Genomic DNA, 24,705 nt, shown 5'->3' with positions numbered 1-24,705 from the left:
ATAATAGACAAAATGCAATTATAATCGATTAAAAGACTCTTAAAAAATCTCTGTTTTTTGTTTAATAATTTAAATATACCCAAGCTGCTTTTTGCTTGTTATCTTGATATCTCATTACATAAAAATATGTACCTACAGGTAATCTCTCTCCTTCATCAGATTGACCAACCCATTCATCAGAATAATTTTCTTTTGAATAAACTAATTGACCATATCTATTGTAAATTTCAAGCTTATGTACATCATAGCTACTTAAATCAAAGCTATCGTTTAACCCATCACCATCTGGTGATATGCCTTGAGGGATTACACATGTTTCTAATTCAACTACATCTACATCAGCCATATAAGAACATCCATTGTTGTTAAATGTAACTTCGATAGTGTAAATACCTTCAGTTAAAACAGTTGGAAGTGTTAAGCTATTTTGCCCTGGGATTAATACACCATCTTGATACCAATTAATTGTAACTTCACTTTCTGAATAATTTTCAGCAATTGCCATTACTTCAATTGGAACTGTAGCATTTGGACATACTTCATAAGTAATCGAACCATCAAAAGTTGTGTATGGAACATCTTCTACAATTAAATCGAAATTAGTTATACTGTAACAATCAGTTGCAACATTACTTTCAACTCTAGCATAAATAGTTTGTGGAGTTGATGTGTTCTCGTATGGAGAAGTTAATGGGTTATTTCCGTCTTCAGCTTCAGTTTCAGATAAGTAATACGTTACTGTAAATATTGTATCATCTTGACCATCTAAAATATTGGCAGAATGACTATCTAAATCAAAAATTTCAACACCATCTCTAGATGCATCATCACATAATGGGAAGTCAACACTAGTAGCAGTTGGAGTTGGTCCAGATATTTCAATATTAAATGAAGTAGTTACAAAACATCCTGAATCAGATCCTACTGCGTTAACATCTTCAACTCTAATATATATAGTTTGAGGGTTAGCAGTATTAGTGTAAGGAGATGTAAGAGGATTTACTCCAGCTTGAGCGTCTTCTAAACTTACGTGATATGTCACAGCAAAATCTGAAGGTAATTGGTCACCTAATAAAATAGCTGTTTGTGATTCAAGATCGAAATCTTCAATTTCATCACCACTTGCATCATCACAAGTTATAATATCTTCAATTGGGTTAAGAGTAGGTTCTTGATAGAAGTTTACTACTATTTCATCAAGAGCAGGTTCTTCACAAATATCATTATCTATTAATACAGTATAAGTACCAGATTCTGTAATTTCAAGAGTTTCAGAATTTGCTCCAGTAATTTGGATACCGTCTTTGTACCATTCGTAATAATCAGCATATGCTGATTCAGCAGTTAATGTGTAAGTTGTGTATCCACATAAATCTAAATCTTCACCTAAATCAACATCACATAAAATAGAACAGTCAGTAGAACCTGAACCTGGTTGATCACCATTGGTTTGTACTAACTGTATAAACCCTGGGTCGTCAGAGAAGTTTGTTACTACTAAAACATATATTTCAGCAGTTTGAGCATTATCTATTGTTAATGTCTCAACATCTTGAATTGAGTAACTACAATCTACTATGTTTCCTGAAGGGTAGAAATTTGGATTTGATGTGTTATTTGGACAATCACCTGGATCTGGACAACCTTGGTCTAAGTTTCCACAAAATACCTCACCAGGAGCGAAAGGTCCCCAAAGAACAAAATCAACATCTAATCCAGTTCCAGTAGGATTTCCGTTTTCATCGAATCCTGTATTTTGAATAATATCTATTACAATTTCTCCTGGATCTTGAACTTGAATAAAATACCAAGCTGGGTTAGGAGCAGTAAATAAACAAGCGATACTTGTACTGTCTTCTATACCAGTTGTATTAGGGAATATAATAGCGCCATTTTCATCAGCACAGAAAGGAGATGAACCAGCACATTCAGTGTTTTCTGGAGCAATTCTAATACATAAGTCAAAAGTACTTGTTTGATCTGGTTGATCTGTGTTAGAGAATACTCTTAAATAATAAGTTTCACCAACAATTAAACTAATAGCTAAACTACTAGTGTCATCAACACAGTAAATTTCAGTTAAGTTGTCACAATCAGGTCCAGAATATAAAGCATGACCTAAGAATCCTGTTCCTCCATTAATATTTAAAAGAGAGATTACATGTACTTCACTTAGTGCAGTAAATTCAAACCATACATCATCATCAGGAGAACCAGTACAAGATCCAACAGGATTATTTGAAGCTGTAGCTCCTAATATAGTTCCAGGAGTTGTAATTGTACAAAGAGCATTATCATTTACACCAGCAACAGTTGCTGTTGCACATTCGTCATTGTCTGGAGGACAAGCTAATTGAGTTATAGGTCCACTATTTACTGTACAGTTAGCATCATCAGCATTCTCTACAGTAATATCAACGTTAGTTAAATTAGGGAAAGGACCAAAAGTATATGTTCCTGTTGTAGTTGCTGTTTGAGGAGTACTTCCTTGGTCATCAGTAATATTTAATGTAACAGCGTCACCCATGTCAGTTATTTCTACATCAATAAAGAATTGATCTCCATTAGCACAGTCGTCAACAATGTTATAATTAACTGTTTGGAAAGTACATGTAGCACAACTCACAGTAAAGTCCCATTCAGCAGTACAACATCCACTACCAGAAGCACAACTTACAGAACCGTCAGCATCAATTTCCATAAATAGAGAATCTCCAGTAGATTGGAATACTAAACCAGCTAAATCACCACCATTATTTCCTTGATATAATAATGTTGCAGTATTATCTGCTCCATCATATATTAATATGTCATCACAACAAGATTCTATTCCACCAGCATTAAATACAATTCTAACTGGACTTCCATCGTTAGAAGCAAATAACCAAGTTGTATCGTCATTGTTATCATAACAATAATTGAAGTTTTGAGGACCAGCAGTACAGTCTATAACGTTAAGCACACATTGTTCTTGTGTTAACGATGTACTTGTTAAAGTACAGTTAGCATCATCATCACTAGCTACAGTAATAACAACATCTGTCATATTAGGGAAAGGTCCAAAAGTGAATAGTCCAGTAGCAGAAGTATTTATAGGCGCACTTCCTTGATTGTCTGTAATAGTAATTGAAGTTGCAGATCCTAAATCTGTTAAATCAACATCAACTAAAAATTGAGGTCCATTTACACAATCTTGAACTACAGCGTATGTTACAGCAGGATTAACGCAAGTAGCACATGAAACCGTATAGTCTATACCTGTATCTAATCCAGCACTTCCAGATTCACAACTTGTAAATCCATTAGATTGAATTGAGAAATAAATAGTATCTCCAGTAGATTGGAAAGAAAGGCCTGCTAAATCACCTTCGTTACCACCACCATTATATAATTCGGTAGTTCCATCAGAGTCATAAATAATTAATGGATCATCAGTTGTATTATTAAATCCGTTCCAAGCTACAAATCCAGAGATTATGTTTAAGTTAAGAGGTGAACCGTCTGAGCTAGTATATGAAAATATGTTAGTATCATTATTTTCATAACAATATGAATAAGTTGAAGGTCCAGCAGTACAATCTATATAATTATCTAAACAGAAAGGCTGTGTTAAAGCGTTACTTGTTAATATACAATTTGAATCATCGTCATTAGTAACAGTAATTACAACATCAGTTGTATTTGGGAAAGGTCCAAAAGAAAACATTCCAATAGCACTAGTTGTTTGTGGCGCACTTCCTTGATTGTCCGTTATAGTAATTGAAGTAGCAGATCCTAAATCTGTAAGGTCAACATCTACGAAAAATTGAGGGCCATTAATACAATCGCTATTAATAGCATAATCAACTACAGGATTAACACAAGTAGCACAAGCTACAGTAAAGTCCCACTCAGTAGTACAACAACCACTTCCTGAAGCACAACTTACAGAACCATCTGCATCAATTTCAAAATATAAAGAATCTCCAGTTGAATCGAAAGTTAAACCAGATAAGTCACCACCATTATTTCCTTGGTAAATCAATGGAGCTGCGTTACTTGTTCCGTCGTAAATTAAAATATCATCACAACATGATTCAATCCCACCAGCATTGAAAGTAATTCTTATAGGACTTCCATCAGTAGAAGTGAATAGCCATGCTGTGTCATCGTTATTATCATAACAATAGTTAAATTGTTGTGGTGCTTGAGTACAATCGATAGTATTTAGTACACATTGATCTTGAGTTAACGAAGGACTTGTTAATGTACAGTTACTGTCGTCGTCGTTAGCAACCGTAATTACAACACCTGTGTTATTAGGAAAAGGTCCAAAAGTATAAACTCCTATAGCATTTGCTATTTGAGGAGTACTCCCTTGGTTGTCTGTAATTGTAATTGAAGTTGCAGAACCCATATCAGTTAAATCAACATCTACAAAAAATTGAGGGCCATTAATACAATCTTCATCTACAAAATAAGTCGCAACTGGATTAACACAAGTTGCACAACTTGCAGTAAACACCCATTCGTCTCTGGCTCCAGAAGTACAACTTACTGAACCATCACTATCTACTTCAAGGTAAATAGAATCTCCAGTTGAGTCATAAGTTAATCCAGTAAAGTCAAAAATCCCGTCAGCTTCACTATTAAATAAAATAGGAGCAGTATTATCCGCTCCATCATATATTGTTAATTCATCCCAACCTGCTTCAATAGTTCCGGCAGAGAATGATATTCTAACTGGACTACCATCAGTTGACGTAAATAGCCAAGATGTAGTGTCATTGTTATCATAACAATAATTGGTAGTGATTGGTGCAGCTGTACAGTCTACAGTTGTTTGTGCATTTACTATTAATGCAAACAACATTAACAGTATAGTACTAGTAATTTTTTTCATTTGATAGCTTGTTAGTAATATATAAATTATAAAAAACTGAATATTAACTGGTTGTGATTATTTGAAGTTGTTAAGTCAAATAAAACCAATTAAAACAGCAATTTTTATAAAGAATAATAGTTTCCGAAGATAAAAAAAATGAAAACTAACTATAAGTTAACATTACTTTAATAGATAAAATACTTTTTTTATCGATAAAGAGTGTTAAAAACGGGTTGAGTTAATTTCTAATTTTTCTTTAAATGAATATAGACTGGAAAATGATCGCTATAACCTCCTTTATATTTATATCCAACATAAGTTCTAAAAGGATTTCCTCTATATTTTCCTTTAAATTGCTTTAAGAATTGATTGTCGAAAATATTAGCTTTTGAAAAGCTATGTTTATGAGGTTGATATTCAAAGAAATTGGTAGAGAAAAGTATTTGATCAAAAAGGTTCCAATTTTGTCTATGATTTAAGCTACCTCTTAAAATAGACTTTAAAGATTCCATAGGATTATATATATCTAATGTATTCACCAATTGTTTAATGCTTTTGTTGGAAGGATCATCATTGAAATCTCCCATGATTATTATTTTAGCATTTGAATCCTCTTCTTTAATTGAGTTAAAAATTTCTATTACTTTATTAGAAGCTGTTAACCTAGCTGCTTCAGTTTCTTGTTCGCCTGCTCTTCTAGAAGGCCAATGGTTTACCAGAATGTGAATTTTTTCATTATTTAAATATCCAGTAACTAATAGTATATCTCTTGTGTAATCTCTAAAACCATTTTCATCAAATAGATCTAGTGGAAAAACTTCAGTGTGTTCAACTTTAAAGTAATCTTTATTATATATAAGAGCTACATCAATCCCTCTTTCGTCAGCGGAGTCATAATGAACTAAATCGTAATTTTTATGTTCTAAAAATTTTGAATCAAGTAAATCTTCAACAACAAGTTTGTTTTCAACTTCAGCTAAGCCTACTATTACAGGAAGTTTTTTTGATGTTTTAATACCTATTTCTGAAATAGCATATCCTAATTTTCTAACCTTTTTCTTGTAGCGTTTTTGTGTCCATTTTTTTTCTGAAGATGGTAGAAAATCATCATCATGTGTATGTTTATTGTCAAACGTGTCGAATAGGTTCTCTAGGTTGTAAAAAGCAATAGTATAGTAGCCTGAAGTTGTGTCTTTTTTAGAAGTCATCTAGTTTAAAGATATTTAAAGTGCCTAAAATACTAAAAACTAAACTATTCAATTTGTACCTTTGCACTTTAATCGATTTTATGATAGAAAAAAAGGACATAGCTTTAGAAAAAGCAGTTTTAATTGGAGTGATAACTAAAGATCAGGATGAAGATAAGTCTAAGGAATATTTAGATGAGTTGGAGTTCTTGACATATACAGCTGGAGGGGAAGTTTTAAAACGATTTACTCAAAAAATGGAGATGCCAAATCCTAAAACATTTATAGGAACTGGTAAAATGGAAGATGTACAGCGTTTTATTGAAGAACATGAGGTAGGAACAGCAATTTTTGATGACGAATTGTCGCCAGCTCAAGAACGTAATATTAGTAAGATACTTAATTGTAAAGTATTAGATAGAACAAACTTAATCTTAGATATTTTTGCGCAACGTGCACAAACGAGTTATGCAAGAACTCAAGTAGAATTGGCGCAATGTCAATATTTATTACCTCGATTAAAAGGTATGTGGACTCACCTTGAAAGACAGAAAGGAGGAATTGGTATGCGTGGACCTGGAGAAACAGAAATAGAAACTGATAGACGTATAGTTCGCGATAAGATTACTTTGTTAAAGCAAAAAATCAAGAAGATTGACAAGCAAATGGCTGTACAACGTGGCAATCGTGGTAAAATGGTTAGAGTTGCTCTTGTTGGTTATACAAATGTTGGTAAGTCTACACTTATGAATGTAGTTAGTAAATCACAAGTGTTTGCAGAAAATAAACTGTTTGCAACATTAGATACAACAGTTAGAAAAGTAGTAGTGAAGAATTTGCCTTTTTTAATGAGTGATACAGTTGGGTTTATTAGAAAATTACCAACACAATTAGTGGAGTCGTTCAAGAGTACATTAGATGAGGTTAGAGAAGCAGATTTGTTGTTGCATGTTGTAGATATTTCGCATCCTAACTTTGAAGAACATATTGAGTCTGTAAATAAAATTTTAGGAGAAATAGATAGTGCAGATAAAGCTACAATAATGGTTTTTAATAAAATTGATGCTTACGAGCCAGAGCCTTTTGATGAAACAGATTTAGTGGCAGTTAGAACAAAGTCTAATTATTCGCTAGATGAATGGAAAAATACTTGGATGGCTAGAATGGGAAGTAATGCGTTGTTTATTTCAGCATTAAATAAAGATAACTTAGAAGAGTTTAGAAAGCGAGTTTATGATGAAGTGAGAAAAATTCACATTACACGTTTTCCATATAATCATTTTTTATATCCAGATTATGATGAAGCTGAAGCATAAAAAAAAGCACCTTACAAGGTGCTTTTTTTGTTTTATTCTTTATTTGGTTTTTAAAAGTTGTAGTTAACTCCTAATCCAAATACTTCTCTTGTTTGTAAGCCTCTAAAAGCATTATCATCGTAAATAGCTTGAAAAGCTAAGTTTGCAGATAAGTACTTGTTAATTGTCATTACTAAATTCATTGTGTAATCTACGTCAACATTTTGAGGGTCTTCTAAATAATTAGAATATAAGTTTAAAATATTTTCCATAGATACGTTTTCCATAAGATTAAACTTATAGTAAGCACCAATAGCTGCTCCTAATTCGTAACGTGTACTTTTTCCTTCTTCAACACCAAAATATGCTTCCATAGGTAGAGTTAAATCTTTATCTACGATTACTAATTTAGAAGTAGCAGGAGCAATGTTAACTTTTAAGTTGTCGCTTTTTTTCCATAACATACCTGGACCAAACTGTAAATAAGCAGGTGAGAATAATTTCGTTTCACCAACTTCAGTATCTCCAATTAAATCATCAGCAAATTGTGTTTTAAAGTTTAGGAAAGCAGAGTAGTACCAATTTCCAGAAGCTTTTTTACCTAATAATGAATTCCACTCTAATCTGTCATCAGATTTTTGTGTGTCTTCACCTTTAATTTTTGTAATACCAAAAGCAGCAATTAGTTTGTTATCCCAAGTCCAATCACCTTTTAATAGGTTGAAATCGTAGTTTATACCTAAAGTTCCAGAGATATTACTTGTACCACCAGCAACCCAGTTGTCAAAAGAAGATTGATTAAGTAAAAATGAGATAGTTCCTGATTTTTTCCATCCGTCTTGTGGTCCTTCTTCAGTAGCTTCGTCTTGTGCAAATCCAGAAGTTAACCCTAGAAATAAAGCTAATAATAGTAATGTTTTTTTCATAATTATTTAGTTTAAGGTTTAAAAAAATTGGCTGCAAATATATAAAGTTTTGTAAGAAAACATAACGCAGTAATAAAAATATAATATACTGAAAATAAGTAAATTATTTCTTTTTGTGTAATGGAACCGAAGAACAGGCTTCACCATACATAATAGATTTAGCTATAGGTGTTAGCTTTTCTATTAATAAAATATAGGCATTAGTAGGTACTGGTTTGTTAGAGCAGCCTTTTACAATAACTGGCTTATCTTTAAATTCATTAAAATCGATTGTATTAATGATATCTTGATAAATAGAAGATTCTAATTGTTCTAAATCGCCAATAATTACTTTTTTGGCATTAGATTCTAGTTTTGTTGCAATTAACATATATGCCCAAGCGGGAACAATAGCATCTGTTGAGCAAGTAAGAGCTATATAATTGTTTTTATATTGATCCCAATCATGCTCTTTAACAAACTGTCTAAAGTCTTTTTCGCGAAGTACAAGCTCTTGAAATAACCAAGGTTTAATATCAAAAACAAGACGTTTGCCTTCAGGGTAGAAACCCTCAAGGTCAAACGTTATAAGTTTACTATTCGCAACGCGATTTATAATCTCGTCTGCCATTTTATTATAGCATTCCTAATTCTAACTTAGCTTCTTCGCTCATTAAGTCTTGACTCCAAGGTGGATCAAAAGTAATTTCTACTTCAGCATCTTTTACTTCGTCAATAGACTTTACTTTTTCTTCAACCTCAAGTGGTAATGTTTCAGCAACAGGACAGTTAGGTGTCGTTAAAGTCATTAGTATTTTAACGTCGTAATCTTCGTTTACAAATACATCGTAGATTAATCCTAATTCGTATATGTCTACTGGAATTTCTGGATCAAAAATAGTTTTAATAACTCTAACAATCTTGTCTCCTAATTCATTTACATCTATATCTGGTGTGCTCATTATTGTACTTGTGTTTGGTATGCTATAGCATACATTTTTATTTGTTTAATCATACTAACAAGACCATTTGCTCTTGTTGGCGATAAATGCTCCTTAAGACCTATTTCATCAATAAAATCGGTATCAGCATCAATGATTGCTTTTGGAGTTTGGTTTGAAAACGCTCTTATTAAAATGGCTATGATACCTTTGGTAATAATTGCATCACTGTCTGCAGTAAATACAATTTTGTTGTCTTTTAATTCGGCATGAACCCAAACCTTACTTTGACAGCCTTTAATAATATTATCGTCAGTTTTATATTGGTCGTCTATTAATGGTAAAGACTTACCGAGTTCAATCATATATTCATAACGCTCCATCCAGTCGTCGAACATTGAAAACTCATCAATAATATCGTTTTGTATATCTTTTATTGCCACGAATTTTTTTTACAAAAATAAGCAGTTTAATGTTTGATTTTATCTTTTTTGAATAATAAAATTCTATCAACGATTGCTTTTATCTCTTGTGGTGGATGACCATGGTCAAAAGTACTAGTTTGGTAGCTTTCTTCTTTGTTTTTTATTGTAAGTGTAGCATGAGCAGCACCATCATAATGTCTCATTTTTGTTGGTGCTTCTAGAGATGGTAGTTTTTTTACTTCAATAGTTTCTAGTAATGTCATACATGAATTCCAATCTTCAGTAGAGCAAGCAACTTTAGTTGGGTTGGTTTTATTTCTATTAGTGTAAATTGTAATAGAATCTATTGTTACTACTATTTCTTCAAAAAAACCTCTTGAGTTAGCATTGTAAACTAAAGTGATGTCTTTTTGAACTTTTTCCATGTCAGTAGTTTTTTCAACGTTGTTATTAGAAGTGTTACTAGAAAGAGAAGCTTTGTTTGTATCACATTCTTTCGCCATAAGCAAGAAGGTAAATATTGTTAGTATAAGTTTCATAGTACTTTGTTTTAAAAATTAATATACAAAAAAGGCGCCAAAAAAGGCGCCTTTGTAAGTTTTATGAAAAATTATATTTAATTAACCATACTTTCTCTAGCTCCACCAGCTTGGAAAATAGATCTCATTCTTGTTTTTTGTCCTTCTGAGAACATATTCATACATGCATCATCTGTGTAATCCATGTAGTTCATGAATTGGTCGTTAGAACGACAGTTGTATGCTGAAGTTGGGCAACCATAGTTAGGTGCGTCAGATTTTGGTGTGTCACTAACAAAATCATCTCTGTTACATCTACCATCTCCCCAAATATGACGTAAGTTTAAGTAGTGACCAACTTCGTGAGTTGTAGTTCTACCTTCGTCAAAAGGAGCTGATACATAGCCAGTAGTTCCAAAATACTGAGGAGACACTACAATACCATCTGTAGATGCATTTCCTCCTGGGAATTGAGCATAACCTAAAATTCCACCACCTATATTACATACCCAAATGTTTAAGTGAGTTTCTGGAGTAATTGGAGGATAAGCAGATTTCATAGCATCGTTTGTTCCCCAAGAACTTGTTGAATTTGAATATCTATAAGTTCCAGCTAGTGTAAACTCTATTTCTGTATCTGCAGCTACTCCTGTAAATTCACTTGGAGTTTGGTTAGCATCGCTATTTGTTCTTCTAAAATCATCATTTAACACGTTGATTTGAGATGCTATTTGTTGGTCGCTAATATTTTGTTGAGTATTGCTGTAAATTACATGTACATATACAGGAATTGAAATTACACCTAAGTTATCTCCAGAGCCACCATCGCCTCCGTCGCCGCCACTGTTGCCTCCACCGTTTCCATTTCCATTTCCACCTTTTTTAGCAGCTGTTAAAGCTCTTGTGTGGTATTCAATAGCATACATGTTTTGTTCTAGTTTTGGATTTTCTTGCAGTTGTCTGTTTAGGTTTACCATAGTAAAGCAAGATTTTGCTTCGCTGTTAGCTGCTAATCTGGCTGCTTCTTCTTGGTCTGCATCTGTGTGAACAAAAAAGTCACTCATGTCAACTTTTGTTTGTTCATCAAGATTTGAGTTTTGGTCTTCACTACAAGAAGTGAAAATCATGGCTAGAGCAGCCATACTTAAAATTAATTTTTTCATATTAGATGGTTTTGTTAAAAATTTTGCTGAATTTATAAAAAATTAACAAAACTTTAATTAAAAATTAATTTTTTCGATGAAATACCTGTAAATTAAAAAGTAAAGATGTTGCTATTTTCTATAGCTTAATTGTTCAAACTTCATTAAAACAGTGTTGTCATCAGCCATAAAGTGTAATACGTTGTCAACAAATTCATAGCTTTTTACATTGTATAGTAAATTGAAAAACGAGTCTTCAGTAGCAATATCAGGACACATCATTTTTGTGCTTCCCATATTTTCAAAACTAATAGTGTTGTCGTTTAAATGAAATTTACCAAAAAATGTATTACAGCCAGCAAATCCATTTACTTTGTTTTCTGACATAGAAAATGTCATCCAAGGTGTTTTATTAAACTCTTTTTGCTTTCCAAGTCCAATTACTTTCCATGAGTTTTGTCCAATTTTATAACTTGGGTTTTCATACTTTTTTACTGTATCAACTAAAGCGTATGATGTTGTTCCATCTTCATTTTCTTTGGTTTCAAGAAATAGGACGTAAATTAATCCAGCTTCTGCAGTAAAACCTTCAATTGTAGTGTTTAGCTTTTGCCACTCATCGGTTTCGTTAGCTTTTATTTCTAAACAATTTGACTTACAATCAGCAGAGTTGTTTGTTACATAAAACGTTTTAACATCACTATTTGAACATGAAAAAATGCATATAACCAGCATTAACGCTGTAAAATACTTTGAAAACATAAATTATGAAATGTAAAATTAGACCACTAAGATAACATTTGTGCAGCTCTTTTGGTAGCTTCAACAAAAATATCAATCTCTTCTTTAGTATTGTAGAAAGCAAAAGAGGCTCTTACAGTTCCTGGAATATTGTAATAATCCATGATTGGTTGTGCACAATGGTGTCCAGTTCTAACAGCAATTCCTAGTTTGTCTACTATAGTTCCAATATCGTAAGGATGAATATTGCCAATATTAAATGAGATTACAGATGTTTTTTGAGTAGAGGTTCCGTAAATTTTTAAACCCTCAATCTCTAATAATTTATTGGTAGCATATTGCAATAAGTCGTTTTCGTAAGCAGCAATATTTTCAAAACCAATACTATTCATATAATCAATAGCAGCTCCAAAGGCAATACCTCCACAAATATTAGGAGTTCCTGCTTCAAACTTATGAGGTAAGTCTGCGTAAGTGGTTTTTTCGAAAGTAACTTCTGCAATCATTTCGCCACCACCTTGGTAAGGAGGTAGTTTATTTAGCCATTTTTCTTTTCCATATAAAATACCAACACCAGTTGGACCACACATTTTATGAGCCGAAACAGTATAGAAATCTACATCTAACTCTTGAACATTAGTTTTTATATGTGGACTGGCTTGTGCACCATCAATTAGTACTGCTGCGTTTACTGCATGTGCCTTTTCTATAATAGATTTTATAGGATTAATGGTTCCTAAAGCGTTAGATATATGATTGACAAAAACTAGTTTTGTGTTAGCAGAAAGTAACTTATCGTAAGTTTCCATGTCTAACTCACCAGCTTCTGTCATTGGAATAACTTTTAACGTTGCTCCAGTTTTTTCACAAAGCATTTGCCAAGGCACAATATTACTATGATGCTCTAAAGCAGAAACAATTACTTCATCTTCCTTTTGTAAAAGTGAAGTAAATCCATTTGCAACCATATTAATACTATGAGTAGTACCAGAGGTGAAAATGATTTCATGCGATTTTTTTGCATTAAAATGCGTTTGGATTTTTTGACGTGCTTCTTCGTATTTGTCGGTAGCCTCTTGACTTAACGTATGTACACCACGATGTATATTAGCATTGTAATTACTGTAATAATTTACAATAATATCAATTACTTGTTGTGGTGTTTGCGAGGTTGCTGCGTTGTCCAAATACACAAGTGGTTTACCATTTACTTTACGAGAAAGTATAGGGAAGTCTTTGCGTATCTTGGTTATATCAAGATTAGTGTTACTCATTACAAGTCAAATCCAATATTAACGTTTAACTTATTAGCGATTAACTTGTTAATGCGTTTTTTAAGTTCAGGTATTTTTACACTTTCTAATACATTGTTTGCAAAGGCATACATAAGTAAAGCTTTAGCTTCCTTTTCTGGAATACCACGTGAGCGTAAATAGAACATAGCGCTTTCGTCTAACTGACCAATTGTACAACCATGAGAACACTTAACATCATCAGCAAAAATCTCAAGCTGAGGTTTTGTGTTGATGGTTGCTTTGTCATGTATTAAAAGGTTGTTGTTTGCCTGAAATGCATTGGTTTTTTGCGCTTCTTTTTCAACCACAACTTTACCGTTAAATACACCTGTAGAGCTATCTCCAAAAATACCTTTGTAATCTTGATGACTTTCACAATTTGGTTCTATATGATGTACCAATGTATTGTGGTCTACATGCTGTTTATCGCCAATAATAGTGATACCTTTTAAGGTAGAATCTATACGCTCACCATTTTGATAGTAATTAAGGTTATTACGTACTAATTTACCTCCAAAAGAAAACGTGTGTACAGATACGTGACTCTCTTGCATTTGGTTAATATAAGTGTTGTCTATTAACGATGCAGTTTGGTTATCGTTTTGTATTTTATAATAATCTACAATCGCACGTTTACTTCCGTGGATTTCTGTAACACAATTAGTAAGAATAGGGTTGTCTGTTAAACTTTGGTGACGCTCAATAATTTGTACATGCGAGTTTTCGCCAACTACAATTAAATTACGTGGCTGTAACATTAAAGCAGACTCTGTTCCTGTTGAAAAATGAATGATTTGAATCGGTTTTTCAACAACTTTACTTTTTGGAATGTGTATAAATGCACCTTCTCTAGAAAATGCAGTGTTTAATGATGTTAAACTGTCTTTATCGGCTATTTTGTTAAAATAGTTTTCGATAACTAAGCGATATTTAGGCTTAGTTAAAGCTGCAGACATTAAACAAACATCAATACCATCATGAGTTGTTTGTGATAGGTGAGAAGAGTATTTTCCGTCAATAAACACAATTTTGTATGTGTCGATATCATGAATAAAATACTTCTTTACATCTTTATATTCTAAGGCGTTTTCCTGTTTTGGGAAAACACTATAATCTTGTTTTAATACCTTATTTAATGATGTGTATTTCCAAGCTTCCTCTTTTTTATTTGGGAACCCTTTGTCTTCAAATACTTTTATAGCTTCGCTACGAATATCATGAACATAAGAATCTACATTCACTTGGTTTTCGAATGCTAAAAAAGAAGATATTAGTTTTTCTTTTAATTCCATTTGCTGTTATTAAGCGTTCACTTCTTCTTTAATCCAGTCGTATCCTTTTTCTTCTAGCTCATGAGCTAATTCTTTACCTCCAGATTTTACAATACGACCATTGTATAAAACGTGTACGTAATCAGGAACTATATAGTCTAATAAACGTTGGTAATGCGTAATAACTATAGTTGCATTATCCTTGTTTTTTAACTTGTTTACGCCATTAGCAACTATACGAAGTGCGTCAATATCTAAACCAGAATCTGTTTCGTCAAGGATAGCTAATTTAGGCTCTAACATTGCCATCTGGAATATTTCATTACGTTTCTTTTCTCCTCCAGAAAACCCTTCGTTTAACGAACGAGATAAAAACTTACGATCTATTTCTAAAAGCTCTGATTTTTCACGAATTAACTTTAGCATTTCGTTAGCAGGCATTTCTTCAAGACCTTGCGCTTTACGTGTTTCGTTAATAGCAGTTTTCATGAAGTTTGTTACAGTAACTCCAGGAATTTCTACAGGATATTGAAACGATAAAAAGATGCCTTTGTGAGCACGCTCTTCAGCAGCTAATTCATCAATATTTTCATCTTCTAAAATGATTTCTCCATCTGTAACTTCATAATCTTCTTTTCCAGAAATTACTGAAGCCAAAGTACTTTTTCCAGAACCATTTGGTCCCATAATAGCATGTACTTCTCCAGCTTTTACTTCAAGGTTAATACCTTTTAATATTGATTTGTCTTCTACACTAGCGTGTAAGTTATTTATCTTTAACATAGCTTTAGTTGCCTAATTTTAATGTTTCACTGCTATTATCTGCAGATTTAGTTACGTTTAATATTTCTTTTATCTCGACACGAAAAGGCCAACCTTCTTCATTTTCTGGTTTTGGTGTTATTTTTCCGCGGATTTCTACTTGAACAAAATCGGTAGGTTCGTTTTTGTATGCTTTTGCCATATCATTTAACTCCTGCATTTTGGCGTCTACAATAACACCATACATGTTTTTTGGTGTTTGTAGTACAGCTGCATCAGAATAGTAAATAAAATCACCTTTCAATAAAGTTAAACCATCACTTTGTTTAGCGGTTTTTTCTTTATCATCTGCACCAATTACTTTTTTATCTTCAGTATTTGTATCGTTTTTACAGCTAACAAATATTGTTACTAATAATAGGAATACTACTTTTTTCATATTTGTAAATGATTTATCCAACACTACCTTCTAAGCTTATCTCTAATAGTTTTTGAGCTTCTACAGCAAATTCCATTGGTAATTTATTTAGTACTTCTTTACTAAAACCGTTTACAATTAAAGCAATTGCTTTTTCGGTATCAATACCTCTTTGGTTACAGTAAAAAATTTGATCTTCACCAATTTTACTTGTAGTAGCTTCGTGCTCAATTTGAGCCGATTTGTTTTTTGCTTCTATATAAGGAAAGGTATGAGCACCACATTCATTACCCATTAATAAACTATCACATTGAGAGAAGTTACGAGCATTTTCTGCGCGACTATTAACTTGTACTAAACCACGATAGCTATTTTGTGATTTTCCTGCCGAAATACCTTTACTAATAATAGTTGACTTAGTGTTTTTACCTAAGTGAATCATTTTTGTTCCAGTATCTGCTTGTTGGTAGTTGTTTGTTACTGCTATTGAGTAAAACTCACCAACCGAATTATCTCCTTTTAATACACAAGAAGGGTATTTCCATGTTACTGCACTTCCAGTTTCAACTTGTGTCCAAGATATTTTTGAGTTGGTTTCGCAAATACCACGCTTAGTTACAAAATTGTAAACACCACCTTTTCCTTCAGCATTTCCTGGGAACCAGTTTTGAACTGTTGAATACTTAATTTCGGCATCATCAAGTGCAATTAGCTCTACAACTGCTGCGTGTAATTGGTTTTCATCTCTACTTGGTGCAGTACAACCTTCAAGGTAACTTACATAGCTAGCTTCATCAGCAATTACTAATGTACGTTCAAATTGACCTGTTCCTGCTTGGTTAATTCTAAAATATGTAGATAGTTCCATTGGACATCTAACACCTTTTGGAATGTAACAGAAACTTCCATCACTAAAAACAGCGGAGTTTAAAGCTGCATAAAAATTATCAGTTTTTGGTACTACTGTTCCAATGTACTTTTTAACTAACTCTGGATGCTCTTTGATGGCCTCACTTATAGAACAGAAAATAATTCCTTTTTCGGCTAAAGTCTTTTTAAATGTAGTTGCTACCGAAACAGAATCAACTACTACATCCATAGCAACACCAGCTAACTTTTTTTGCTCGTCAAGTGAAATTCCTAATTTTTCGAATGTTGCTAATAACTCAGGATCTACTTCGTCTAAGCTATCATACTTAGGTTTGCTGTTTGGTGCAGAGTAGTATGAGATAGCTTGGAAATCTGGTTTTTCATAGTTAACATTTGCCCATTCTGGCTCCACCATGTCTTTCCAAATTTTAAAAGCATCTAAGCGCCATTCAGTCATCCATTCTGGCTCTTCCTTCTTTTTAGAAATTGCACGTACTATATCTTCATTTAAGCCAACAGGGAATGTTTCAGAATCAATATCTGTATAAAAACCATATTCGTATTCTTTGGTTTTAAGTTCTTCCCTTAAATCGTCTTCAGTATATTTACTCATTTGTTGTTATCTGTTATAAAGAGAAACTTTCCCCACAACCGCAAGTGCGATTAGCATTAGGGTTGTTAAATACAAACCCAGTTCCATTAAGTCCTCCAGAATATTCTAGAGTAGTTCCTATTAGGTATAAAAAGCTTTTTTTGTCAACAATTATTTTAATGCCATTGTCTTCAAAAACTTTATCATCGTCTTGTTGTTCTTTGTCAAATTTTAAGTCGTAAGATAAACCAGAACATCCACCACTTTTAACACCAACACGAACGTAGTTTTCGCTTGGGTTAAAACCGTCTTCATTCATAAGCTGAACGACTTTATTTTTAGCTGTATCAGAAACTTTAATCATAATTTTAAAATAGATTATTTCTAAATAGATTGCAAATATACAATATATGTAGGTTTATGCTATTAAACCTAACATTATCTTAGTATATAACTCGATAGGTTTTAGTTATACTTAAATAGAAAATAAGAAATAAGAAATAGATATGCCTAATAGAGAGCGCTATTAGCAGTAGGTTTTCTTTTTGTGATAAGGTATGTTAGCAATGAGTGAAGTTCTTCATGTTTAGGAGAACTTACTAAATCGTCTTCAACTTTTTGAACAAACTTTTTCTGACAAGTCTTACATACAAGCTCATCTTCATTAGCGTTAAGATCTTTTGTTTTAACGTAATTATGTCCAAAAATGGAGCAAAAAATGTCTGAAGAAGAACTATTAGAGTAGTTGTTTTTCATCGCAATTAAAATTTGGGGTACTTCAAACATATATAAATTATCAGTAAATCGGATAAAAAGATATGTTTTTTCGATGAAATGCATTGTGGGGCGAATTTTTTATAAATAAAATATGCTTTTGCATCCATTTAAAAACATGTATTTTTGCAGTATGATAGAAGATAAAAACCAACAACGTACGCCTTTAAGTAGTTTAGGAGAATTTGGATTGATAGACCACTTAACAAAAGAGTTTAAAATTACTCATAAATCAACAGTTAAAGGAATTGGCGATGATGCAGCTATATTAAACTTTGACAATAAACAAATTGTTGTTACTACAGATTTGTTAGTTGAAGGTGTTCATTTTGATTTGAGTTATATGCCTTTAAAGCATTTAGGGTATAAATCAGTCATGGTTAATTTATCTGATGTCTATGCAATGAATGCCAACTCTACACAAATTACAGTTTCGATTGCTGTATCAAATAGGTTTCCTTTAGAAGCTCTTGAAGAATTATATGAAGGAATTGAAACTGCATCTAGAATATATGGTGTTGATGTTATTGGAGGCGATACTACATCTTCAACTTCTGGATTGTTAATTTCGGTTACTGCAATTGGAGAAGCTAATGCAGAAGATATAGTTGAACGAAGTGGTGCAAAGCCTAATGATTTATTAGTAGTTACAGGAGATTTAGGTGGTGCTTATTTAGGGTTACAAGTATTAGAGCGCGAAAAAGAAGTGTTTAAGGTGAATCCTAATAATCAACCAGATTTAGATAAGTATGCTTATATAGTTGAAAGGCAATTAAAACCAGAAGCTAGAAAAGATATTGTTAAGCTTTTAAAAGATTTGGAAGTTAAGCCAACATCTATGATTGATATAAGTGATGGATTGTCATCAGAAATCATGCATTTATGTAAGCATAGCAAAGTAGGTTGTGATTTGTATGAAAATAAGATTCCGTTAGATCCTCAGGTGATTTCTACATGTGAAGAATTTGATATCGATAGTACTACTGTGGCACTTAATGGAGGAGAAGATTATGAGTTGTTAATGACTATCTCTCAAGAAGATTTTCCTAAAATTAAAGCCAATCCTAACTTAACGGTTATAGGTTTTATGACTGATGAAAGTGTTGGAATGCATCTTGTAACTAGAGCAGAAACTAAGATACCTATTACTGCGCAAGGTTGGAATTCGCTTAGCGATCAAGAATAAGTGATTTTCTAGATTTTATTCTTTTAGAATGAATACGTTCTAAAACCGAATTGATTTCTTTATGCTTTGGTGTTAGTAAGGTGAGTTTTCCATTACCATTAGTGGTTACTTGCTCTTTACAGTGTTTGCAAGTATATTCTTTTACATGATATGTAACTTTTTTTGTTACTTGGTAGTTATGACCAAAGACCGAACAATAAAAATGTTTCACTACTTAATTATATTTTAGTTAGAAGGATGAAATAAAAGTAGGAAATTTCTTTTAACAATTTGTTTTTCAGTCTAATAAATCGATGAATGAGCTAGTTTTTGCTGCGAACGCATCATTCTTCTAGTGTAGATATATTCTAAAGCTTTATTAATTTCTTTAAACTTTGGCGTTAATTCCGTTAAGTTACCATTGCTGTTTGTTGTTAATTGACGTTTACAACATTTGCATGTGTATTCTTTAACATGAGAGGTAACTTGTTTTGAAACTTCGTATTGATGTCCAAAAACATTACAATACAGTTTTGAAACCGAATTTATTTGAGTAGTTGTTTTCATAAGTAGGTCATTTAGGCTCTATAAACTTAAATAAAAAATCAACTAAAAACGTTAAAATACTATATATTTTCGATGAAACGCATTATATTGTAAGTTAAATCTGTCGAATTTTCAATATGACTCATGTGACCATCAGGTAATTCAACAATTTTCACATCTGTTCCTTTTGCTTGTTCTATCAAAGAATTATAGTTTAAAATAGGATCTTTTTTACCAAGTATCATCATTTTCTTATAAGGAGAAAAATGTAAAAGCACTTCTCTATCTTCTCTAATTTTCATTCCTTCTAATGCAGCTACTATACCTTGAAGAGGAGTTTTTAAGGCTTCTTTTTTTACCATTTTAATTTCTTCTTTAAAAAGACTTCTGTTTTTTGGTCTAAATAAATTTGAAATAGATAATCTAACAAAGAGTTTGTAATTATCTTTAACAGCTATTATTGCTCTATCTCTATTTAGTTTTTTTTCAGGAGTATCTGCTTTTGTTGTAGAGTTCATTAAGCAAAGTCCTTTAATATTGTCTGGGTAAGCTTCGGCATAGGCAAGAGCAACATAGCCTCCCATTGAATGGCCAATAAAACTATATTTTCTAATTTTTAAGTGTTTAATAACAGCATTTACACATTCAGCCATAAGTTCCATAGAATGTATATAACCTAAGCATTCGGTTTTTCCGTGTCCTAATAAATCTATAGCAATAACTCTATTTTTTTTTATTAAGTGTGGTGTTAGATTGTTCCACATACTAAGGTTTTCTAAAAAACCATGAAGTAAAATAACAGCCGAACCTTTACCTTTATCAGTAAAATGTATTTTAGTGTTTTTGTGCGTAATAAAATTAGACATTCTTAAAAACTATTATCTTGTGCAAAGATAATTTTGTAACATGAATAAAACTAAAGAAACACTTGTAATAAGTTTTGCATTATTTTCATTGTTTTTTGGTGCAGGAAACTTGCTTTTACCTCCACTTTTAGGTTATAATGCAGGAGAAGATTGGTTTCTAGTAACAATTGGATTTGTAATAACTGCTGTAATAATTCCAATATTTGGAATTTTAGCGCATGCTAAGTTACAAGGAACAATGTTTGACTTTGCAAAAAAAGTATCACCTTTATTTAGTTTACTTTATTGCATTATTATTTATGTAATTGCTATTGCAATACCCTCACCACGTACTGCAGCTGCCACACACGAAATTGCTATTCACCCAACGTTTGGTACAAGTCCTTTGTTAACAAGCACCATTTATTTTGCGTTGGTTCTTGTATTTGTACTTAATAGATCTAAAATATTAAATTTTATAGGTAAATTTTTAACGCCTTTAATAGTAATAGCGTTATTATTGGTGATTGTTATTGGATTGTCATCTAGTCAACTAATCCCTAATGAAACTGTTTTTGAAACAGCAATAGTTAGTGGTGTTCTTGAAGGCTATCAAACTTTTGATGCCATAGGAGCAGTTGTGGTTGGAGCAGTTTTAATTGTTTCATTAAACTATAATAAAGAGGCTTCTTTTAAGGATAAAAAGAGCCTGATTAGGAAGTCTGGATTTATTGCTGGTTTAGGTTTATTTGTAATATATGCTGGATTAATTTCGGTTGGTGCTTTGTATGGTTCTCAAATAGATGTAGACTTAAATTTGAGTAGTGATATGCAACGCGCCACATTGTTAAGAGGAATAAGTAGCGCAGCATTAGGAGAATTTGGTAAGACAGTATTAAGTATTTTAATTGGGTTAGCCTGTTTTACTACTGCTGTTGGAATTATAGCAGGAACGGCCGATTATTTTAAAGGGCTAATAAAGGATTCTCAAAAAGTTTATGTGATAACTGCAGTTGTATCTTGTGTTTTTGGTGTTGTAGTTGGACAATTAGATTTTCACTCCATAATTGTAATAGCGTTACCAATTTTAATGTTTACTTATCCAATTACAATAGTATTAATTTTTTTAAATGTACTTCCAGAAAAGTATGCAAGTTCAATTGTTTTTAAGTTAGTTATACTTATAACTTTCATCTTTAGTTTGCCAGATGTATTGGCGTTTATGCCTTTTGAAGTTGATTTAGAAACAATAAAAAATAGCATCCCATTTGCAAAATATAGTCTAGGATGGTTACTGCCAGCAATAATAACTCTAGTTGTTGTTAATGTATATAAACAATTTACGACTAAGAGCACATAATGGCTGTAAAAAATACTTCAACATATACTTTTAAAGATACTTTTTCTCTTAATGTGATTAAGTTTGATGAGGCTTGTGTTTTTAATAAATCTGAACAAGTTGAATCTTATACAATTTATTGGATTAAAGAAGGAAAGGGTAATTATAAAATAGACTTTAATAATTATTCTTTTAATGATAATGTATTGTTCTTTTTGTCTCCAGGACAAATGTTTTCGGTTGATACAGAAAAAGTAAAGGAGGCTTATAAGTTAACATTTGTGAGAGATTTTTACTGTATTCAAGTGCATGATAAAGAAGTATCTTGTAATGGTGTTTTATTTAATAATATTTATGAAACACCTTATGTATCTCCTTGCGAAAAAGATGTTGTAAAACTTGAGTTTATTCTTGAAAATTTAATTGAAGAATTTAATAACTCAGGTGCTGCACAGTACGACATGTTACAAGCGTACTTAAAACAATTTATTATTCATTCGGTTAGAATAAAAAAAGACAATCATATAATTAAAGATGATAAGGAAACAAAATTGTTTAAAGATTTTAGTTTGTTAGTAGAGCAATTGTTTACAAAGCATCATTCCGTAACTTTATATGCCGAAAGATTAGGCGTGTCTCCAAAAACACTTTCTAAGCATTTCCAAAAGCTAGGAGTACAAACACCTTCTGATTTTATAAAAAATAGAATTATTACTGAAGCGAAGCGTAAATTAATTTATACTGACGATTCTATTAAGCAAATTGCTTACGATTTAGGTTTTAACGATCCTTCTTATTTTACCAGATTTTATACAAAAGCGACTCAAAAATCGCCACTAAAGTTCAAAAAAGACTACAAAAACTAGAAAGTCCAAACCTTAGGAACTTTTGTCCATTTTCTCACTTTACTTCCTGTTGCATATTTGCATTGTAATTAAAGCAACGCATTATGAAAGCAACAATTCAAAATACACAATGCCCTAATTGTTGGGGTTATCAAGAATATGATGAACAATTTCCAGAACGCGAAATATGTACATGTAAAACAGAAAATAACAACTAAAAAATTGAAATTATGAATACAAGAATTGAAACATTAAATCCAGAAACTACAACAGGAGAAGCAAAAGAATTATTTAATGCAGTAAATAAAAAGCTTGGTTTTATTCCAAACTTAATTAAAGTGTTTGGAAATTCTCCAGCAACTTTAAAATCTTATCTAAGTCTAGGAGAATTAACAGCTAGTGGAAACTTTAGTAACAAGTTTAGGGAGCAATTAGCTTTAGCTATTGGAGAAGAAAACGCATGTAATTATTGTTTGTCGGCACATACTGCTATTGGTAAAATGAATGGATTAAGTGACGAACAAACAGAGTTAAGCAGACAGGGAATTTCTGGAGATACAAAAGTGCAAGCAGGATTACAGTTTGCTAAAGAAGTTACAAAAAATAGAGGACAAGTATCAACCGAAGCAATTAATGCAGTAAAAGCAGCAGGATATAATGATGGTGATATCTTAGAAATAGTTTTAAATGTAGTATCAAATACACTTACTAACTATGTCAATCATATTGCCGAAACTGAAATTGATTTTCCAGAAGTAAAATCAGGACAATTTTCAGTATTAAACTAAATAATCATAAACTATAAATAATTAAATCATGAAAAAAGTAATAGCAATCGTAATGTTATTTGTTGGTATCCAAATTTCAGCAAATGCACAAGAAGTAAAAACAGTAAGTTTTGAGCAAACTAAAGGTGAGTTCACACAAAAGGCATTAACATTAACTGAAGGTACATATGTATTTGAAGTAACTAATAATAATGCTGCACCTGAAGTAGGTTTAGTATTAATCGAAGCTGGAAAAGATGGCTCAGATGCTAAAAATCATATAGCTGATGCATATGTTTCTAAAATGGTAAAACACGGAAAAACAGAATCTTCTAAAGCAGTAACATTAAAGAAAGGAACTTATAAATATTTTTGCCCTTTCAATAATACACCACAATATACCTTAATTGTTAAGTAGTTAAGTTAATATAGTTAGTTTTTAAAGTGAGCAGAAATGCTCACTTTTTTTATGATTTAAAGCGTTTCATTGCTGTAAATGCTTTATCTACATAATCATCTTCAACAAGGACTGTAAACTCATTAGTGGTAGAAATTACTTCATAAAGTGCTACGCCTTCCCAGGCTAAACGTTTAAAAAAATGATAGTATAATCCTGATACTTTTGAGTTTCCTTTAGGTAGATTAATGGTAATTGCAGAAAGGTTGTCCTGTTTAGCAATACAAATTTCATCTTTCAAAAACTTTGAAATGCTACTCGATAGACTACTAGATAAAATCATATTACTTTCATGAATACCTCTTGTAAATGTATAAAACTGATTGGGTTGTTTTTTTAAAGCTTCAAGTACTTTTAAATGATTATTGATTAAGGTTTCAGAATTCTTTATTGTGAAATCTGTTAGGTTAGATCTAACTGTTATATCTCCAAGATTTTGTAGCAATTTCTTCATCTTAATTGAATGCGAAATATGCGTAGGTAATTTGTAGCGTCTTAGAGCCATCATAATAGCTCCAGCTTTAACATCTTTCCTTAACATTTTACTTATTGGGCGTTGTAATTCCTCTGCTAATGCACTATAGTTTATTATTTTTTTCGAAAGTGCTTCTTCAAGATATGGTTGAGATATTAATATATCTTCAACACAATTAGTTATAGTCTTCATGTTAAATAATTAACAGTTTGTGCAAAAGTAAACTATTTTTTAATTAAATAATTAGTAACAACTAACTAAGTATA

Annotated in this window: 26 protein-coding genes; 6 read left to right on the top strand and 20 right to left on the bottom strand. The window is 31.9% G+C overall.

Annotation, left to right across the window (positions count from 1 at the left end):
- Positions 1-61: 61 nt before the first annotated feature.
- Complete coding sequence (locus ACLII3_RS05210; protein WP_412987043.1) at positions 62-4,882, bottom strand: gliding motility-associated C-terminal domain-containing protein; 4,821 nt, start codon at positions 4,880-4,882, stop codon at positions 62-64.
- Positions 4,883-5,109: 227 nt separating this feature from the next.
- Complete coding sequence (locus tag ACLII3_RS05205) at positions 5,110-6,072, bottom strand: endonuclease (RefSeq protein WP_412987042.1); 963 nt, start codon at positions 6,070-6,072, stop codon at positions 5,110-5,112.
- An 80-nt stretch (positions 6,073-6,152) separates the two neighbouring features.
- Between ACLII3_RS05205 and hflX the strand changes: the two genes are divergently transcribed.
- The gene (hflX, locus tag ACLII3_RS05200) at positions 6,153-7,367 is read left to right on the top strand and encodes a GTPase HflX (RefSeq protein ID WP_412987040.1); all 1,215 of its coding nucleotides are present in this window, start codon (positions 6,153-6,155) and stop codon (positions 7,365-7,367) included.
- Between the two features lie 50 nt (positions 7,368-7,417).
- Here the strand turns inward: hflX and ACLII3_RS05195 are convergent, their stop codons facing one another.
- From ACLII3_RS05195 to ACLII3_RS05130, 14 genes are all read right to left on the bottom strand, one after another.
- A complete protein-coding gene (locus ACLII3_RS05195) occupies positions 7,418-8,272 on the bottom strand; it encodes a DUF3078 domain-containing protein (RefSeq protein WP_412987038.1) in 855 nt (284 codons plus the stop codon).
- A gap of 103 nt (positions 8,273-8,375) precedes the next feature.
- Positions 8,376-8,882, bottom strand: a complete 507-nt coding sequence (locus tag ACLII3_RS05190) for a DUF2480 family protein (protein ID WP_412987036.1) — start codon at positions 8,880-8,882, stop codon at positions 8,376-8,378.
- A gap of 4 nt (positions 8,883-8,886) precedes the next feature.
- Entirely contained in the window at positions 8,887-9,213 is a 327-nt protein-coding gene (locus tag ACLII3_RS05185; RefSeq protein WP_412987035.1) for a DUF59 domain-containing protein, read from the bottom strand.
- The gene (locus tag ACLII3_RS05180) at positions 9,213-9,635 is read right to left on the bottom strand and encodes a SufE family protein (RefSeq protein ID WP_412987034.1); all 423 of its coding nucleotides are present in this window, start codon (positions 9,633-9,635) and stop codon (positions 9,213-9,215) included. Before ACLII3_RS05180 ends, ACLII3_RS05185 begins: the two co-directional genes overlap by 1 nt.
- A 26-nt stretch (positions 9,636-9,661) precedes the next feature.
- Positions 9,662-10,156 (bottom strand): hypothetical protein, encoded by a 495-nt coding sequence (locus tag ACLII3_RS05175; protein WP_412987032.1) that lies wholly within the window; start codon positions 10,154-10,156, stop codon positions 9,662-9,664.
- 77 nt (positions 10,157-10,233) lie between these two features.
- Positions 10,234-11,298, bottom strand: a complete 1,065-nt coding sequence (locus ACLII3_RS05170; protein ID WP_412987030.1) for a zinc metalloprotease — start codon at positions 11,296-11,298, stop codon at positions 10,234-10,236.
- 111 nt (positions 11,299-11,409) lie between these two features.
- On the bottom strand, positions 11,410-12,039 hold the full coding sequence (locus tag ACLII3_RS05165; protein WP_412987028.1) for an META domain-containing protein: 630 nt from the start codon (positions 12,037-12,039) through the stop codon (positions 11,410-11,412).
- Between the two features lie 26 nt (positions 12,040-12,065).
- Complete coding sequence (locus ACLII3_RS05160; RefSeq protein WP_412987027.1) at positions 12,066-13,292, bottom strand: aminotransferase class V-fold PLP-dependent enzyme; 1,227 nt, start codon at positions 13,290-13,292, stop codon at positions 12,066-12,068.
- The gene (gene sufD / locus ACLII3_RS05155; protein ID WP_412987025.1) at positions 13,292-14,605 is read right to left on the bottom strand and encodes a Fe-S cluster assembly protein SufD; all 1,314 of its coding nucleotides are present in this window, start codon (positions 14,603-14,605) and stop codon (positions 13,292-13,294) included. Before sufD ends, ACLII3_RS05160 begins: the two co-directional genes overlap by 1 nt.
- A gap of 9 nt (positions 14,606-14,614) precedes the next feature.
- Positions 14,615-15,367 carry a Fe-S cluster assembly ATPase SufC gene (gene sufC / locus ACLII3_RS05150; RefSeq protein ID WP_412987024.1) on the bottom strand — a complete coding sequence of 251 codons (753 nt, stop codon included), beginning with the start codon at positions 15,365-15,367 and terminating at the stop codon, positions 14,615-14,617.
- Between the two features lie 4 nt (positions 15,368-15,371).
- Positions 15,372-15,785 carry a hypothetical protein gene (locus ACLII3_RS05145; RefSeq protein ID WP_412987022.1) on the bottom strand — a complete coding sequence of 138 codons (414 nt, stop codon included), beginning with the start codon at positions 15,783-15,785 and terminating at the stop codon, positions 15,372-15,374.
- 13 nt (positions 15,786-15,798) lie between these two features.
- Complete coding sequence (gene sufB, locus ACLII3_RS05140; protein WP_412987021.1) at positions 15,799-17,247, bottom strand: Fe-S cluster assembly protein SufB; 1,449 nt, start codon at positions 17,245-17,247, stop codon at positions 15,799-15,801.
- Between the two features lie 13 nt (positions 17,248-17,260).
- Complete coding sequence (locus tag ACLII3_RS05135; RefSeq protein ID WP_412987019.1) at positions 17,261-17,590, bottom strand: HesB/IscA family protein; 330 nt, start codon at positions 17,588-17,590, stop codon at positions 17,261-17,263.
- A gap of 146 nt (positions 17,591-17,736) precedes the next feature.
- Positions 17,737-17,982, bottom strand: a complete 246-nt coding sequence (locus ACLII3_RS05130) for a hypothetical protein (RefSeq protein ID WP_412987017.1) — start codon at positions 17,980-17,982, stop codon at positions 17,737-17,739.
- A gap of 151 nt (positions 17,983-18,133) precedes the next feature.
- Between ACLII3_RS05130 and thiL the strand changes: the two genes are divergently transcribed.
- On the top strand, positions 18,134-19,186 hold the full coding sequence (gene thiL / locus ACLII3_RS05125; RefSeq protein ID WP_412987016.1) for a thiamine-phosphate kinase: 1,053 nt from the start codon (positions 18,134-18,136) through the stop codon (positions 19,184-19,186).
- On the opposite strand, the gene ACLII3_RS05120 is transcribed toward thiL, so the two are convergent.
- The 3 genes from ACLII3_RS05120 to ACLII3_RS05110 all read right to left on the bottom strand — a co-directional run bounded on the left by ACLII3_RS05120 (position 19,170) and on the right by ACLII3_RS05110 (position 20,577).
- Complete coding sequence (locus tag ACLII3_RS05120; protein WP_412987014.1) at positions 19,170-19,397, bottom strand: hypothetical protein; 228 nt, start codon at positions 19,395-19,397, stop codon at positions 19,170-19,172. The genes thiL and ACLII3_RS05120 overlap by 17 nt on opposite strands.
- A gap of 71 nt (positions 19,398-19,468) precedes the next feature.
- Positions 19,469-19,732, bottom strand: coding sequence for a hypothetical protein (locus ACLII3_RS05115; protein WP_412987012.1), 264 nt, complete (start codon positions 19,730-19,732; stop codon positions 19,469-19,471).
- A gap of 59 nt (positions 19,733-19,791) precedes the next feature.
- Positions 19,792-20,577, bottom strand: a complete 786-nt coding sequence (locus ACLII3_RS05110; RefSeq protein ID WP_412987011.1) for an alpha/beta fold hydrolase — start codon at positions 20,575-20,577, stop codon at positions 19,792-19,794.
- Between the two features lie 40 nt (positions 20,578-20,617).
- On the opposite strand from ACLII3_RS05110, the gene brnQ reads away from it, so the two are divergent.
- From brnQ to ACLII3_RS05090, 4 genes are all read left to right on the top strand, one after another.
- A complete protein-coding gene (gene brnQ, locus ACLII3_RS05105) occupies positions 20,618-21,916 on the top strand; it encodes a branched-chain amino acid transport system II carrier protein (protein ID WP_412987009.1) in 1,299 nt (432 codons plus the stop codon).
- Positions 21,916-22,761, top strand: a complete 846-nt coding sequence (locus ACLII3_RS05100) for a helix-turn-helix domain-containing protein (RefSeq protein ID WP_412987008.1) — start codon at positions 21,916-21,918, stop codon at positions 22,759-22,761. Before brnQ ends, ACLII3_RS05100 begins: the two co-directional genes overlap by 1 nt.
- Before the next feature lie 209 nt (positions 22,762-22,970).
- A complete protein-coding gene (locus ACLII3_RS05095; protein WP_412987007.1) occupies positions 22,971-23,528 on the top strand; it encodes a carboxymuconolactone decarboxylase family protein in 558 nt (185 codons plus the stop codon).
- Positions 23,529-23,556: 28 nt separating this feature from the next.
- Positions 23,557-23,925, top strand: coding sequence for a cupredoxin domain-containing protein (locus ACLII3_RS05090; RefSeq protein ID WP_412987006.1), 369 nt, complete (start codon positions 23,557-23,559; stop codon positions 23,923-23,925).
- A gap of 49 nt (positions 23,926-23,974) precedes the next feature.
- On the opposite strand, the gene ACLII3_RS05085 is transcribed toward ACLII3_RS05090, so the two are convergent.
- Positions 23,975-24,631, bottom strand: coding sequence for a hypothetical protein (locus tag ACLII3_RS05085; protein ID WP_412987004.1), 657 nt, complete (start codon positions 24,629-24,631; stop codon positions 23,975-23,977).
- Positions 24,632-24,705: the final 74 nt, after the last annotated feature.

Source organism: Pontimicrobium sp. IMCC45349 (assembly GCF_047219225.1).
Taxonomy (GTDB): domain Bacteria; phylum Bacteroidota; class Bacteroidia; order Flavobacteriales; family Flavobacteriaceae; genus IMCC45349.
This window is presented reverse-complemented; position numbering and strand designations above follow the sequence as displayed.

Coding starts and splice junctions, on each gene's coding strand:
- sufB (WP_412987021.1), bottom strand. CDS start 17,247: ATGAGTAAATATACTGAAGACGATTTAAGGGAAGAACTTAAAACCAAA.
- ACLII3_RS05145 (WP_412987022.1), bottom strand. CDS start 15,785: ATGAAAAAAGTAGTATTCCTATTATTAGTAACAATATTTGTTAGCTGT.
- ACLII3_RS05095 (WP_412987007.1), top strand. CDS start 22,971: ATGAATACAAGAATTGAAACATTAAATCCAGAAACTACAACAGGAGAA.
- ACLII3_RS05165 (WP_412987028.1), bottom strand. CDS start 12,039: ATGTTTTCAAAGTATTTTACAGCGTTAATGCTGGTTATATGCATTTTT.
- thiL (WP_412987016.1), top strand. CDS start 18,134: ATGATAGAAGATAAAAACCAACAACGTACGCCTTTAAGTAGTTTAGGA.
- ACLII3_RS05170 (WP_412987030.1), bottom strand. CDS start 11,298: ATGAAAAAATTAATTTTAAGTATGGCTGCTCTAGCCATGATTTTCACT.
- ACLII3_RS05210 (WP_412987043.1), bottom strand. CDS start 4,882: ATGAAAAAAATTACTAGTACTATACTGTTAATGTTGTTTGCATTAATA.
- ACLII3_RS05135 (WP_412987019.1), bottom strand. CDS start 17,590: ATGATTAAAGTTTCTGATACAGCTAAAAATAAAGTCGTTCAGCTTATG.
- sufD (WP_412987025.1), bottom strand. CDS start 14,605: ATGGAATTAAAAGAAAAACTAATATCTTCTTTTTTAGCATTCGAAAAC.
- ACLII3_RS05110 (WP_412987011.1), bottom strand. CDS start 20,577: ATGTCTAATTTTATTACGCACAAAAACACTAAAATACATTTTACTGAT.
- ACLII3_RS05115 (WP_412987012.1), bottom strand. CDS start 19,732: ATGAAAACAACTACTCAAATAAATTCGGTTTCAAAACTGTATTGTAAT.
- ACLII3_RS05085 (WP_412987004.1), bottom strand. CDS start 24,631: ATGAAGACTATAACTAATTGTGTTGAAGATATATTAATATCTCAACCA.
- ACLII3_RS05185 (WP_412987035.1), bottom strand. CDS start 9,213: ATGAGCACACCAGATATAGATGTAAATGAATTAGGAGACAAGATTGTT.
- ACLII3_RS05190 (WP_412987036.1), bottom strand. CDS start 8,882: ATGGCAGACGAGATTATAAATCGCGTTGCGAATAGTAAACTTATAACG.
- ACLII3_RS05090 (WP_412987006.1), top strand. CDS start 23,557: ATGAAAAAAGTAATAGCAATCGTAATGTTATTTGTTGGTATCCAAATT.
- sufC (WP_412987024.1), bottom strand. CDS start 15,367: ATGTTAAAGATAAATAACTTACACGCTAGTGTAGAAGACAAATCAATA.
- brnQ (WP_412987009.1), top strand. CDS start 20,618: ATGAATAAAACTAAAGAAACACTTGTAATAAGTTTTGCATTATTTTCA.
- ACLII3_RS05160 (WP_412987027.1), bottom strand. CDS start 13,292: ATGAGTAACACTAATCTTGATATAACCAAGATACGCAAAGACTTCCCT.
- ACLII3_RS05100 (WP_412987008.1), top strand. CDS start 21,916: ATGGCTGTAAAAAATACTTCAACATATACTTTTAAAGATACTTTTTCT.
- ACLII3_RS05175 (WP_412987032.1), bottom strand. CDS start 10,156: ATGAAACTTATACTAACAATATTTACCTTCTTGCTTATGGCGAAAGAA.
- ACLII3_RS05205 (WP_412987042.1), bottom strand. CDS start 6,072: ATGACTTCTAAAAAAGACACAACTTCAGGCTACTATACTATTGCTTTT.
- ACLII3_RS05195 (WP_412987038.1), bottom strand. CDS start 8,272: ATGAAAAAAACATTACTATTATTAGCTTTATTTCTAGGGTTAACTTCT.
- hflX (WP_412987040.1), top strand. CDS start 6,153: ATGATAGAAAAAAAGGACATAGCTTTAGAAAAAGCAGTTTTAATTGGA.
- ACLII3_RS05130 (WP_412987017.1), bottom strand. CDS start 17,982: ATGAAAAACAACTACTCTAATAGTTCTTCTTCAGACATTTTTTGCTCC.